The 14,039-nt window shown below is 35.8% G+C and carries 14 protein-coding genes; 10 read left to right on the top strand and 4 right to left on the bottom strand.

The features are described from left to right. Nucleotides 1-15: 15 nt before the first annotated feature. Nucleotides 16-1,143, bottom strand: a complete 1,128-nt coding sequence (gene yfkAB / locus EUC40_RS23535) for a radical SAM/CxCxxxxC motif protein YfkAB (protein WP_000156030.1) — start codon at nt 1,141-1,143, stop codon at nt 16-18. Between the two features lie 213 nt (nt 1,144-1,356). On the opposite strand from yfkAB, the gene EUC40_RS23530 reads away from it, so the two are divergent. From EUC40_RS23530 to truA, 6 genes are all read left to right on the top strand, one after another. Continuing rightward, nucleotides 1,357-1,539 carry an SE1561 family protein gene (locus tag EUC40_RS23530; RefSeq protein ID WP_000513558.1) on the top strand — a complete coding sequence of 61 codons (183 nt, stop codon included), beginning with the start codon at nt 1,357-1,359 and terminating at the stop codon, nt 1,537-1,539. A gap of 206 nt (nt 1,540-1,745) precedes the next feature. Next, a complete protein-coding gene (gene fumA, locus EUC40_RS23525; protein WP_000413532.1) occupies nt 1,746-3,266 on the top strand; it encodes a class I fumarate hydratase in 1,521 nt (506 codons plus the stop codon). Nucleotides 3,267-3,392: 126 nt separating this feature from the next. Beyond that, complete coding sequence (gene pdaA, locus EUC40_RS23520; protein WP_071710465.1) at nt 3,393-4,175, top strand: delta-lactam-biosynthetic de-N-acetylase; 783 nt, start codon at nt 3,393-3,395, stop codon at nt 4,173-4,175. 60 nt (nt 4,176-4,235) lie between these two features. Next, nucleotides 4,236-5,099, top strand: coding sequence for a DNA-3-methyladenine glycosylase family protein (locus EUC40_RS23515; protein WP_156576729.1), 864 nt, complete (start codon nt 4,236-4,238; stop codon nt 5,097-5,099). Nucleotides 5,100-5,109: 10 nt separating this feature from the next. Next, entirely contained in the window at nt 5,110-6,489 is a 1,380-nt protein-coding gene (gene rlmD / locus EUC40_RS23510; RefSeq protein WP_071710463.1) for a 23S rRNA (uracil(1939)-C(5))-methyltransferase RlmD, read from the top strand. 56 nt (nt 6,490-6,545) lie between these two features. After that, nucleotides 6,546-7,283 (top strand): tRNA pseudouridine(38-40) synthase TruA, encoded by a 738-nt coding sequence (gene truA, locus EUC40_RS23505; RefSeq protein ID WP_156576728.1) that lies wholly within the window; start codon nt 6,546-6,548, stop codon nt 7,281-7,283. A gap of 51 nt (nt 7,284-7,334) precedes the next feature. On the opposite strand, the gene EUC40_RS23500 is transcribed toward truA, so the two are convergent. After that, entirely contained in the window at nt 7,335-7,532 is a 198-nt protein-coding gene (locus tag EUC40_RS23500) for a hypothetical protein (protein ID WP_071710461.1), read from the bottom strand. A gap of 80 nt (nt 7,533-7,612) precedes the next feature. Beyond that, entirely contained in the window at nt 7,613-9,016 is a 1,404-nt protein-coding gene (locus EUC40_RS23495; protein WP_156576727.1) for a sigma-54 interaction domain-containing protein, read from the bottom strand. 282 nt (nt 9,017-9,298) lie between these two features. Here EUC40_RS23495 and EUC40_RS23490 point away from each other — a divergent pair, with 282 nt between their 5' ends. The 3 genes from EUC40_RS23490 (at nt 9,299) to EUC40_RS23480 (ending at nt 12,452) form a co-directional block, all read left to right on the top strand. After that, nucleotides 9,299-9,553 (top strand): biotin/lipoyl attachment domain-containing protein, encoded by a 255-nt coding sequence (locus tag EUC40_RS23490; protein WP_071710459.1) that lies wholly within the window; start codon nt 9,299-9,301, stop codon nt 9,551-9,553. A 106-nt stretch (nt 9,554-9,659) separates the two neighbouring features. Further along, nucleotides 9,660-11,081 (top strand): amino acid permease, encoded by a 1,422-nt coding sequence (locus EUC40_RS23485; RefSeq protein WP_156576726.1) that lies wholly within the window; start codon nt 9,660-9,662, stop codon nt 11,079-11,081. Nucleotides 11,082-11,177: 96 nt separating this feature from the next. Next, nucleotides 11,178-12,452 (top strand): acetylornithine deacetylase, encoded by a 1,275-nt coding sequence (locus EUC40_RS23480; RefSeq protein ID WP_156576725.1) that lies wholly within the window; start codon nt 11,178-11,180, stop codon nt 12,450-12,452. A 102-nt stretch (nt 12,453-12,554) separates the two neighbouring features. Here EUC40_RS23480 and EUC40_RS23475 read toward each other — a convergent pair whose 3' ends face one another. Beyond that, nucleotides 12,555-13,208, bottom strand: coding sequence for a helix-turn-helix domain-containing protein (locus tag EUC40_RS23475; RefSeq protein ID WP_071710456.1), 654 nt, complete (start codon nt 13,206-13,208; stop codon nt 12,555-12,557). A gap of 130 nt (nt 13,209-13,338) precedes the next feature. Here EUC40_RS23475 and EUC40_RS23470 point away from each other — a divergent pair, with 130 nt between their 5' ends. Beyond that, nucleotides 13,339-13,950, top strand: coding sequence for a manganese efflux pump (locus tag EUC40_RS23470; protein WP_098914118.1), 612 nt, complete (start codon nt 13,339-13,341; stop codon nt 13,948-13,950). The last annotated feature ends 89 nt before the right edge of the window (nt 13,951-14,039 follow it).

The following is a 14,039-nucleotide window of genomic DNA, read 5'->3' as shown; positions in this document are numbered from 1 at the left end:
AAGCTGACGTTTTTTTTATAATGTAATGTTTGCTGTTTTTGATAAGAAATCTTCTGTCGGATAGTAGCTGTTTTTTACAAGAACATTCGGCCCAAGGCATTTTACTGCTGGACAGTGACAGCTTAATGATTTTGCTGTTTTTGAAGCGCTCCATTTGTCATATGCTTCTTGTAATGTATTTGTTTGTACGTTACCTAGAAGGGGAACGTCACCAAAATCAGTTACAATAATATTTCCATCGAAAATATTGACGTTTAAACGAGAACGGCCATCTGGATCGTTACGAACTGTTACATTTTTGCTCTGTTGTAATTTTTTAAATGTGGCAATGTCTCGCTCGTCATCGCTACAAGCATAGAAAGGTAAAGTTCCAAATAACATCCATACATTTTCATCGCGAATTTCTAGTAAATGCTCAATTGCATCACGAATTTCAGCTTTTGTTAAGATCTCTAGATTACTCGCGAAATCACTTGGATACATTGGGTGAACCTCATGACGTTTACAGCCCATTTCCTCAACGATTTGACGATGAATATGTTCAATGTGTGGTAGAGTTCGTTTATTCAGCATTGTTTCGGCTGATACGAGTACACCCGCATCTGAGAGAGCTTTACTATTTGTAATCATTCGTTCAAATAATTTTGCACGCTGTTCATAAGTAGGTTTACGCTCCATCATTGCAAATCCGCCTTCAACGAAATCATCAATCGTTCCCCAGTTATGAGAAATGTGCAGTACGTCTAAATAAGGAATAATTTGTTCGTAACGTGCTAAATCTATAGTTAAGTTTGAATTGATTTGAGTGCGAACGCCTCGTTCATGAGCGTATTTTAAGAGTGGTGTTACATAGTTGTCGACGGATTTCTTTGAAAGCATAGGTTCTCCGCCAGTAATACTTAAAGAACGTAAATGAGGAATCTCATCTAATCGTTTTAATAAAAGCTCCATCGGAAGCGGATTTGGATCTTTCGGCTGTAATGTGTAACCAACAGCGCAATGCTCGCAACGCATATTGCATAACGTTGTCGTTGTAAACTCAACGTTTGTTAATAGTAGTTTGCCGTACTCTTCAAGGTCCATATACGCTTCCCATGGATCGTAAGAAGGAGTAATCGGCTTCATTTTTTGTGATATCGTCATATGAAATACTCCTTTGACTATTGAAATAACAATTTGTCCATTCTCTATAATAGAAGAATATGTACTTTTTATAAAGTGAAACTTTTTAGCAGAAAAAGAGAGAAGGCTTACATTATAGCGGATGACCGTGACAAAATTGATGAAATTTCATGCCCATAGCAATCATTTTTGCGGTATAATAAAAGCAACTCGAATTAAAAGGAGAGTGCCTTCATGGGAAAAGCAATTCAAGATAAAGATACACAATTAGTATATTTAAAAGAACGTTTAAATATGTTCATTGAAGTAATTGATACAATTGAACCTGAAGAAGTAGAGTTAGAAGATGTAGATCGTCTTCTTGCGATGTTAGATGAATTAGAATTAAAATGTGAGCAATTTAAAAAAGACGAATAATATATTAAAAAGGCTGCCAATACAAAATTGGTAGCCTTTTTCTGTACGGATAATAGAAGGACGGTAGAAAAAAAGGTATAATCAAGTTGTGAAAAATTTCATTTATCCTTTAATAGCATGAAATAAATAAAAAGCTGAAGAGTATAACAATGGAATTTTCATCTCATAACGTTTTGGTAGCGTTCACAATTGAGGGGGAAGTAACAATGGAAAAGCTTCAAGAAAGCATGTATCAACTAATTGTTGAAACGTCAACGAATTTACCGAAAGATGTTCGTCGTGCGATTCAACAAGCGAAAGAACGAGAAAATGCAGGGACTCGTTCAGCGATGGCACTTGGCACAATTACGAATAATATTAAAATGGCTGATGATAATATCTCGCCTATTTGCCAAGATACAGGGATGCCAACATTTAAAATTTATACACCAGTTGGTGTGAATCAACTAAAACTGAAGGAAGCTATCTATAGTGCGCTTGAGCGGGCGACAAAAGATGGTAAACTTCGTCCAAACTCTGTTGATTCTCTTTTTGGTGACAATAGCGGAAATAACTTAGGACCAGGTACACCTGTTATTAAGTTTGAGCAATGGGAAAAAGATTATATTGATGCACGTTTAATTTTAAAGGGCGGCGGCTGTGAGAATAAAAATATTCAGTATAGCTTGCCATGTGAATTAGAAGGACTTGGACGCGCAGGACGCGATTTAGAAGGGATTCGTAAATGTCTTCTTCATGCAGTATATCAAGCGCAAGGTCAAGGATGTAGCGCAGGTGTAATCGGCGTCGGTATCGGGGGAGACCGCACATCAGGTTACGAATTAGCAAAAAATCAATTATTCCGTACATTAGATGACATCAATCCAGTACCAGAGTTAAAACAGCTCGAAGAGTACGTATTAGAAAATGCAAATAAGCTTGGTATTGGTACGATGGGATTCGGCGGAGAAACAACTTTACTTGGTTGTAAAATTGGCGTATATAACCGTCTGCCAGCTAGCTTCTATGTATCTGTTGCATATAATTGCTGGGCATATCGTCGCCTAGGTGTGAAAATCCATCCTGAAACAGGAGAAATTATGGATTGGTTATATCAAGAAGGTGAAGATACACTTCAGCAAGAAGCACAAGAAAAAACAGAGCAACGTGAGATTGTATTACAAGCACCAATTACAGAAGAGCAAATTCGTGAACTTCGCGTTGGGGATGTTGTAACGATTAATGGCATGATGTATACAGGTCGTGACGCAATTCATAAGCATTTAATGGATAACGATTGTCCTGTAGATTTAAACGGACAAATTATTTATCATTGTGGTCCAGTTGTAGTAAAAGATGAAAATGACAACTGGCAAATTAAAGCGGCGGGTCCAACGACAAGTATTCGTGAAGAACCATACCAAGGCGACATTATGAAGAAGTTCGGTATTCGTGCTGTAATTGGTAAAGGCGGAATGGGTGCAAAAACATTAGCTGCATTGGAAGAACACGGTGGTGTTTACTTAAATGCAATTGGTGGTGCAGCACAATATTATGCTGAATGTATTAAAGAAGTGAAAGATGTTGATTTCTTACAGTTCGGTATTCCAGAAGCAATGTGGCATTTACGTATCGATGGGTTTAAAGCAGTTGTAACGATGGACTCTCATGGTAACAGCTTACATGCAGATGTGGATAAAACATCACTTGAAAAATTAGCGAGCTTTAAAGAGCCAGTATTTAAGTAAACAAAAATGCATCTCGAATGATTCGAGATGCATTTTTTTGGTATATATAGAAAAACATGTTCAGCATGAAAGAATGCACAGCAACAGAAACTACAGGTACGATTATATATGGAAAGGAGACTATTTATGAAATATAAATGGTTATATATAGGTCTCATTTTTTCAATTATGATGGCACTTGTTCCAGTTTCGGCATTGGCTTATACAAATACTCCACACAACTGGGGAATCCCACGTCCTAAAAATGAAACAGTACCAGATGCAGGGAAATTATATACAGATTTACTACAAAAGAATGGCGGATTTTATTTAGGGGATACAAAGAAAAAAGATATTTATTTAACGTTCGATAATGGATATGAGAATGGATACACAGGCCAAATTTTAGATGTATTAAAAGAGAAAAAAGTACCGGCAACTTTCTTTGTAACAGGGCATTACATTAAAACGCAAAAAGATTTGCTATTAAGAATGAAGGATGAAGGACACATTATTGGAAATCATTCGTGGAGTCATCCTGATTTCACAGCGGTGAATGATGAGAAACTTCGTGAAGAATTAACGAGTGTAACGGAAGAAATCAAAAAAGTAACTGGACAAAAAGAAGTGAAATATGTACGCCCTCCGCGCGGCGTATTTAGTGAAAGAACATTGGCTCTTACGAAAGAAATGGGCTATTATAATGTGTTTTGGTCACTCGCATTTCTAGATTGGAAAGTGGATCAACAAAGAGGATGGCAATACGCGCATAATAATGTAATGACGATGATTCATCCAGGATCTATTTTATTACTTCATGCAATATCAAAAGATAATGCAGAAGCACTTGCAAAAATCATTGATGATTTGCGCGAGAAAGGGTATCATTTTAAAAGTCTAGATGACTTAGTAAAAGGCAATCAACCGTAAGCATGTATGCTTGCGGTTTTCTCATGCTATAATGATGTGTAAAAAGGATGGGGAAAACGTATGTGGAGCGAACATGTTACGTTAGAGTATCCGTACCATTTTGAAGAAGTGTTAAAGCGTTTATCTTTTGATCCACTAAACGTCATTCAATTAGATGAGAAAGTCATGTATGTCCCGCTTTGTATAGACGAGGAACAGATTGTTGTCCGTTTGCAAGGGATTGGTACTGTTCAAAATCCACAATTTTGGATTTCTAGTCAGGCAGGAAATCCGGAGAAAGTAATGAAACGAATGAAGACGATTTTTCATTGGAATGATTCGTTTCAAGATATACAAAATCATTTTTTAAACACATCATTACGTCCACTATTTGAAACATATGCTTATACTCCAATTATTTTAGAATTCGATTATTTTGCGTGTTTACTTCGCTGCATTATTCATCAACAAATAAATTTGAAATTTGCTACTGTGCTGACAGAGCAATTTGTAAAACGATATGGAACAGAGAAGAACGGTGTATTCTTTTTCCCTACTCCAGAAATAGTAGCAAATATTTCAATTGCAGAATTGAGAGAGCAAAAATTTAGTCAGCGAAAAGCTGAATATATGGTAGGATTAGCAAAGTGTATTATAGGTGGTAAGTTAGATTTAACTAGAATAGAAAACGAAACAGAAGAAGGGGTTGCAGCACAATTGTTACCAATTAGGGGGATTGGTGCATGGACAGTGCAAAACTTTTTAATGTTTGGGCTTGGACGGAAAAATATGTTTCCGAAAGCAGACATCGGGATTCAACGTGCAGTACAAGGTGTATTTCAATTAGATGATAAACCGAGTGATGCGTTTTTAGAAAACGTGAAACAAGAATGTGAACCATACTGCAGTTATGCAGCGTTATATTTATGGAAAAGTATAGAGTAGAGGTGTAATAATGATACAAAAACAACATGAGAGTAAGTTGGAAGTTGGTCAAACATTTCCTGTGACAATTAAACGTCTTGGGATTAACGGAGAAGGCGTTGGTTATTTTAAGAGACAAGTTGTCTTCATTCCAGGGGCATTACCAGGAGAAGAAGTTGTTGCTGAAACAACGAAAATTCAGCGTGGCTTCGCTGAAGCAAAAGTGAAAAAAGTTCGTAAAGCTTCACCACATCGTGTGAAAGCACCATGTCCAGTATACGATGAGTGTGGTGGCTGTCAGCTACAACATTTAGATTATAAAGAACAATTAAATCAAAAACGTGATATTGTTGTACAAGCATTTGAGAAGTACATGAATAACAGTTTGGAAGAAAAAATTCGTCCGACACTTGGCATGGAAAATCCATGGCATTATCGTAATAAGAGTCAATTACAAGTGGGGCGTAAAGACGAGAAGGTTATTACAGGTCTATATAAACAAAATTCACATCAGTTAATTGATATTGCCCATTGTATGATTCAACATAAAGCAACGAATGAAGCGACAAAAGTTGTGAGACGTATATTAGAAAAATTAAATGTTTCTATTTACAATGAGAAAAAACAAAAAGGTTTAGTACGCACAATTGTGACACGTACTGCAGTTCAAACAGGGGAAGTACAAGTTACACTTATTACAACAAAAGAAGAGTTGCCAAATAAAGAACAATTTATTGCAGAAGTACAAAAACAGATGCCAGCTGTTAAATCAATTATGCAAAATGTAAACTGGCGTAAAACATCTGTTATTTTCGGTGATAAAACATTTAAATTAGCTGGAAAAGAAGTAATTCAAGAAACACTTGGTGATTTATCATTTGAATTATCAGCACGTGCATTCTTCCAGTTGAATCCAGAACAAACAGTTGTGTTATATGATGAAGCAAAAAAAGCAGCTGCTTTAACAGGAAATGAGAAGATTGTGGATGCGTATTGTGGTGTTGGTACAATCGGTCTTTGGCTTGCGAATGATGCAGCAGAAGTACGTGGTATGGATGTAATTCCAGAAGCGATTGCAGACGCAAGAAAGAATGCGAAGCGCCATGGATTCACAAATACGAAATATGAAGCAGGGAAAGCTGAACAATGGTTACCGAAATGGGTAAAAGAAGGATGGCGTCCTGATGTAATTGTTGTCGATCCACCTCGTACAGGTTGCGATGATAAATTATTGGAAACAATTTTAAAGGTGAAACCGAAACAAGTTGTTTACGTATCTTGTAATCCTTCTTCATTAGCACGTGATGTACAAGCGTTAATGAAGAGTTATGAGGTGGAATATGTGCAACCAGTTGATATGTTCCCACATACAGCTCATGTAGAAAATGTAGTGAAGCTTGTTAGAAAGTAAAGTTTATTCATATTCCCTCATGGTATGAGGGAATATTTTCTATGAAGGAGAATAATATGCACAATTATAAATTAACGATCCAATACGACGGTGCTCGCTTTAAAGGGTGGCAACGTCTCGGTAATAACGATAATACGATTCAAGGAAAAATTGAAAGTGTCATATCTGAAATGATCGGAAAAGAAATTGAAATTATCGGTTGTAGTAGAACAGACGCTGGTGTACATGCTTTGAATCAAATTGCTAACTTTCAAAGTGATGAGAAGTTAGTGGAATATAAAGTGAAAAAATATTTAAATCAATATTTACCTAATGATATTAGCATTACGAATGTAGAAGAAGTACATGAGCGCTTCCATGCTCGTTACAATTCTAAAGCAAAAACATATCTTTATAAAATTTGGAATGAAGAGCACACGAACCCATTTATGCGTAAATACAGTATGCATGTGAATAAAAAATTAAATGTGAAAAACATGAAAGAAGCTGCGAAACATTTAGTTGGTTCACATGACTTTACTGCTTTTTCAAATGCGAAATCAAAGAAAAAGTCTATGGTTCGCGAAGTATATACACTTGATGTGATGGAAGAGGCAGGATTCGTACAAATTAGGGTGAGTGGTAACGGATTCCTTCATAACATGGTACGAAAAATTGTTGGAGCATTAATTGAAGTTGGATTAGGACAATTAGATGCTGAAGCAATTCCAAACATTTTAGAGGGAAAACAGCGTAATCAAATTAATTGCCTTGCTGAGGCGAGTGGGTTGTACTTGGAGAATGTTGAATTTTAATAATAAGTAAAAATCGAGCTGATTAGGCTCGATTTTTTTATTATTTTGGAATTAAGAAGATTTCTCTTTCTTCATACGTATCTTCAAATTCCAAAAAGCAGCAAGCATAATAGCTGCAAAGGAACCGCTAATTGCTGCGAATAGCTTTGCGTAAGGAGAGGTATTCATATCAATGAGTAACATCATACATAAAAGGGTAGGGAAGAAGGCTAAGTATTGTAATAGCTTTAACTTGTTATCATTACTCATATATATCGTTCCTTTCTAACATGTTATATTTTTATCATAACATCAATTTCCATTTTTTTGCACATGGTGAAATATTCATTTCATATGTTTAAATGTAATTTTTTAATTCGATATTGTAAGTTTTGTCTACTCAATCCTAAAAACTTTGCAGCTTGTGAGATATTACCACTATTCGCTTTAAGAATTTGATTGATGTAGTTCTTTTCCATTTCTTCTATTGTGTGCTTTAAAGTTTTAGGTGCATCGGTATTGTGATCAGTTAGTGAAGACTGCATATTGAATTCTTTTTTTATTCGTTCGCGAAAGCGAGTGGGCATATGAAATGCTGTAATAATATTTTCATCTTCTATTAAGTTCATTGAACCTTCAATGATATGTTCCAACTCCCGTACGTTTCCAGGCCAATCGTATGCATAAAAGAATTCTCGTGTATGTACATCTACATCCGTTACATTGAGACCGAATTGAATATTGTACTTTTCGATAAAGTGATGAACAAGAGCTGGAATATCTTCTTTTCTTTCCCGTAAAGGCGGAAGACATAAAGTAACGACGCTTAAGCGGTAATATAAGTCTTCTCTTAAGCGATCGTGTGTAATGGCTTCGAAGGGATCTTCGTTGATAGTTGTTATAATACGAACATCAATCTCTTTTTCTTGTGTACCGCCGATTCTTCGTATTGTTTTTTCTTGTATAGCCCGCAGTAATTTAGCCTGAAGTGTTGGACTTAATGAGTTGATTTCATCTAATAACAAAGTACCTCCGTTTGCTTCTTCAAATAAACCAGGTTTATCTATTGCTCCTGTAAAGGCACCTCGATTCGTACCAAATAATAAGCTTTCCATTAGGGTATCAGGTATTGCAGCACAGTTTTGTGAAATAAACGGTTTTGTTGAACGCTGACTTTCATTATGGATGCTTTGTGCAAATAGTTCTTTACCAGTCCCAGTCTCTCCTACGAGAAGTATGGATGAGGATGTACGAATGACTCTCTTTCCTTCCGCAATGATTGATTGAATGGCTCCAGAATCACCAATTATGTGATCAAAGGTAAATTTAGTATTTTGTTTTCGAGAAGAGCCCATTCTTGTTGTTTGTTTTAAGTGACTCATCTCTTTTGATATTTCAATAGCGCCTTTAATTTTTCCATTTTCTATTATAGGGAAAGTATCATTAATCGTCGTAATTTCTTGCCCTTTATTGTTAAAATACGTTTGTTTTATATTTTTGTTTGTTTTTCCGAGTTTTAATGCCTCTATGAGAGTACTATTTTTATTTTCTTCAAATGCAAATACTTCTAAAGGACTTTTGTGTAGCACATCTAAACGATCCATTGACTCAATTTCCATCATTTTACGGTTATAGATAATTGTTTTACTTTCCTCATTAATGATATGAATCCCGATATCGAGTTCATTGAGTAAAGTTTCATATAGCATATTCATTTCAATAATTTGTTTAAAATTAATTTCTTCTGTCTGCATGTATCATCTTCTCCTCGTTTCACCCTATGAAGACTGACTTTTTATAATTTTATTAAAATTCTTATAAAATCGCAAAATTTTTTTGCTATTTTTCTTTTAAACGATAGAAAAATTTTGCAGTTAGGCAGATTTTTTTGTACAAAACTCTTATTTTATATGCGAATTAGAGGTTGGTACGTATTTTGCATAAATAATATTCAAAATCTTTAGAGGGGAGAAGAGGAATATTTACAGGATATGTAACGTTCCAGTGTCAATTAATAAGAAGGAGGAGTTTATAAAGTGAAGACGGTTATAGAAGGCGTGTATAGTCCTTGTTACGGAAAAGTAGAGAAGTTATTCGTTACAAAAAGTTCTTACGTATACGAGTGGGAGAAATTAGCGCTCATTGAAACAATAGATAAACAGAAGGTAGAAATTAAGATAGGAATCAGTGGGTATATCGAATCATTAGAAGTAGTAGAGGGACAAGCCATCGCTGATCAAAAATTATTAATAACAGTGAGGGATGACCTTTTAGTAACAGGCAGTGATTAATATAAGTGATATGTATTTTGCTCTTTTAAATCATTATTTTTACTATAAATAATTTTAAAAACGCTTACATTAAATAGGTTTGCAAAGTGAAAAGGGGGGGATTTATATGATAGATCAAAACCAAGGATTAAAAAGGGAATTGAAAAGTAGGCACATATTTATGATTGCACTTGGAGGCGTTATTGGTACGGGTCTTTTTTTAGGATCTGGCTATACAATTCATGAAGCTGGACCTGGAGGAGCGATTGTGGCATATCTTGTCGGAGGATTTGTTATGTACTTAACGATGCTCTGTCTTGGAGAGTTAGCTGTTGCAATGCCTGATGCAGGGTCTTATCAAACGTATGCCACAAAGCACATTTCGCCTGCAGCGGGTTATGTAGTAGGATGGATGTCATGGCTAAACTGGTCCGCTACGATAGGTATTGAATTGATTGCAGTTAGTATTTTAATGAAACGATGGTTTCCTGATGTACCGTCATGGATTTGGTGTGTAGTGTTCGCGGTATTGCTCTTTGCTATTAATGCGTTATCCTCAAAAAGTTTTGCAGAAGTTGAATTTTGGTTTGCCAGTATTAAAGTAATTACAATTATTGCATTTATTATTTTAGGTGGGGCAGCAATGTTTGGTTTTTTAGATATGAAAGGAAATGAACCGGCACCGATGTTCTCTAGCTTTACTGATTACGGTGGACTTTTTCCAAATGGATTATCAGCTATTTTAATTACGATGATTGCAGTTAATTTTTCCTTCCAAGGAACAGAACTAGTGGGAATTGCAGCTGGTGAGAGTGAAAATCCAGAGAAAACGATCCCGAAGGCAATTAATAATACTGTTTGGCGCATACTTGTTTTCTTTGTACTATCTATTTTTATTCTTGCGGGACTATTCCCTTGGCAGCAGGCAGGCGTGATAGAAAGTCCATTTGTGGTTGTATTTGATAAAATTGGTATTCCTTATGCGGCGGATATTATAAATTTCGTTATTATTACAGCGGTATTATCCGTTGCGAATTCAGGACTATATGCAACTTCTCGTATGCTATGGTCTATGTCTAATCAAGGAATGATTAGCCCGATTTTTGGTAAGTTATCTAAAAACGGCGTTCCTATTTATGCATTGATTGTAAGTACAATTGTAGGGTGTCTCTCATTACTATCAGGCATTTATGCGGAAGACACAGTGTATTTATGGCTACTTTCTATCGCTGGATTTGGGGCAATATTAGTTTGGGCATCTATTGCTCTATCTAACTTATTGGCTCGAAGAACATATGTAAAGCAGGGCGGGGATGTTAAGGACTTGAAATTTAAAACACCATTGTATCCATTCGTTCCACTGCTTGCATTAGTATTAAATGTAACGGTAATTGTTGGTATGGCTTTTATTCCAGAACAAAGAATGGCATTGTATTGTGGTATTCCATTTATGATTGTCTGTTTACTATTTTACCGTGCGACAAGAAATAAGGAACGCAAAGTAGAACATATTGAAAAGACAAATACAACAGAAGTAGAAAGTTTATAATATTGAGTAATTTGGAGACTGTAAGATTGTAAACAGTCTCTTTTTTTGTGAAAATAAAGCTGGAAACATACTACGTATGCAAAGGGGAAATTAGTGATGAATCCAGAAGTTTCGCAGTTGCTAAAACAAATAGATGTAAGGAAAGAGGAATTGCTAGAACTTACAAAAACATTAATCCGTTTTGAAACACCTGCACCACCAGCAAGAAATACAAATGAGGCACAAGAATTTGTTGCGGAGTTTTTAAGAAAACGAAATTTTAGTATTGATAAATGGGATGTATATCCGAATGACCCGAACGTTGTTGGGATAAAAAAAGGAATAGAAAGTGAAACACATAAAAGTCTTATTATTAATGGGCATATGGATGTAGCTGAAGTTTCAGTAGATGAAGCGTGGGAAACAAATCCGTTTGAGCCATTTATAAAAGAGGGTTGGTTAGTTGGACGTGGTGCAGCTGATATGAAAGGTGGATTAGCTGGAGCATTATTTGCTATTCAGCTTTTACAAGAAGCCGGCATTGAACTGCCTGGAGATTTAATCTTTCAATCAGTAATTGGGGAAGAAGTTGGAGAAGCTGGCACGCTTCAATGCTGTAAAAGAGGTTACGATGCTGATTTTGCAGTAGTGGTGGATACAAGTGATTTACATATGCAAGGACAGGGGGGCGTAATCACCGGATGGATTACTGTGAAAAGCCCGCAAACATTTCATGATGCAACACGTAGACAAATGATTCATGCCGGCGGACGTTTATTTGGAGCAAGTGCGATTGAAAAAATAATGAAAATTGTGCAAAGCTTACAAGAATTAGAGCGTCACTGGGCAGTTATGAAAACATATGAAGGCTATCCATCTGGAACAACGACAATTAACCCGGCTGTTATTGAAGGAGGACGTCATGCAGCGTTTATTGCGGATGAGTGCCGTTTATGGATAACTGTGCACTTCTATCCAAATGAAACGCATGAACAAATAATAAAAGAAATTGAAGAATATATTGGGAAAGTAGCAGCTGCCGATCCATGGTTAAGTGAAAATCCACCGCAATTTAAGTGGGGCGGAGAATCGATGATTGTAGATCGAGGTGAAATTTTCCCTTCTTTAGAAGTAGATAGTGAGCATGTAGCTGTAAAAACTCTAAGTTCAGTACATGAATCTATTCTATCTAAAAATGCAATTTTAGATATGTCTGCAACGGTAACTGATGGTGGTTGGTTTAGTGAGTTTCATATTCCAGCTGTTATTTACGGACCAGGTACATTGGAAGAGGCTCATTCAATAAATGAGAAAGTTGAAGTGGAACAGTTAATCGAATTTACAAAAGTAATAACAGCATTCATATATGAATGGTGTCATACAGAAAAATAGAATAGTATGTTGAAATCGTAAGGGTATGTATACTTGTACGTTTTTTTATTGAACTATTTCAGAGCTGAATAGAAACAACAGCTGAAATAGTTCTTTATTTTTCTATGTCTTTCGTTTTAGTTCGAGTAACTTCTCTTTCGCTAGTTCAACAGCAATTGCATCATCTAAATAGCCAATTGGAAAGAGATAGTCGGGAATAATGTCGGTCGATAAAATGAAATACAGTAATGCGCCTCCAAGAACTGCACGCTCTTCTTTTGAAATGGTTTCATTGCAAAATTGTTGATACATATCTGTTAATTGTTCTATGAAAGGGCCAGCGCTATCAATCTGTTCTAATTTGCTTGCGAAGCTGTCATGAATACGTTTTTCACCTTCTGTTGTTTGTGCATAGCGTTCATAATTTTCAAGTTCTTGTTTTACGCGAGTTGTTGTGTAGTCGAAATCGAATAAGTTAGAGGATTGCAGCGTTTGCTGAATGGTATCAAGAGATGTGTACATATCCGTCTTTTCTTTATTAATGTGAGGAGAATCAGGATACATTGCATCAAATAACAATTGGGGCGGAACTTGCAGACATTCCGCAAATTTTTGTAGATGTTTTTGTTTTGGTGGTTGTTTACCATTCATAATTCTTGAGATTGTTGCGGGATCAATATTTGTAAGCATTCCTAGTTGGCGCATGGATAAGGCGCGTTCTTTTAAAAGTTTTTTTATTAATGTGCTAAGCCGCTCATTTGGATTTTCTTTAGGCATAGTGAAGGCACTCCTTTTTTATTGTTGAAAAAATGTTGAGTATTTATTACATGTATATGAAACAGACAGGCACAGTTGCTCAACATTTTCATAATATGCATGGAAAAGTGAAAAAAAGGGGTGACTGTTTATGAGTACAGCAGGTCTATTTTCAATTTTTTTAATCGGGATTGCTTCTAATTTAGATAATGCAGGTGTTGGGATTGCATATGGTATTCGTAAAATCCGAATTTCGTGGTTTAACAATTTTATCATCGCATTTTTTGGTTTTTTATTTACTTTACTAGCTGGATTTTTTGGGAATTGGATCGCGTTATTTATTTCAGAGTTTACAGCAAACCTGATTGGAGCAATCGTTTTAGGCGTAATCGGAGTGTTTATTTTATGTCAGCCGTTCTTGAGTCAAAGGGATGCTGTAGGATCTAAAGATGGTAGTGTACTTATGGGGATTTTACGTGATCCAGAAAAAGCAGATTTTGATGGTTCTAAAACAATTAGCTTTTCTGAAGCTATTGTTTTAGGAGTTGCATTATCTATTAATAATATTGCAGGTGGTTTTGATGCTGGAGTAACAAATTTAAACCTGTGGCTTACAGCAACTATTTCTGGGGTGTTTAGTTTTATTTGTATTAGTGGTTTTGCGTATGTAGGAAAGCGATTTTTAGCAGAATACTTAGGGAAATGGGCGACGATAATTGCAGGGGTGTTATTAATTATTATTGGGATTGATCAGCTGTTGTGAAAATAGAAAAGCAATGTTCGAGCATTTCCTCGGAAATACTTGAATAAATTGCATATATCGACATTGGATATTTACTTCGGAATAAATAA

The sequence above is a fragment of the Bacillus luti genome (assembly GCF_009739945.1).
Classification (GTDB): Bacteria; Bacillota; Bacilli; order Bacillales; family Bacillaceae_G; genus Bacillus_A; species Bacillus_A luti.
This window is presented reverse-complemented; position numbering and strand designations above follow the sequence as displayed.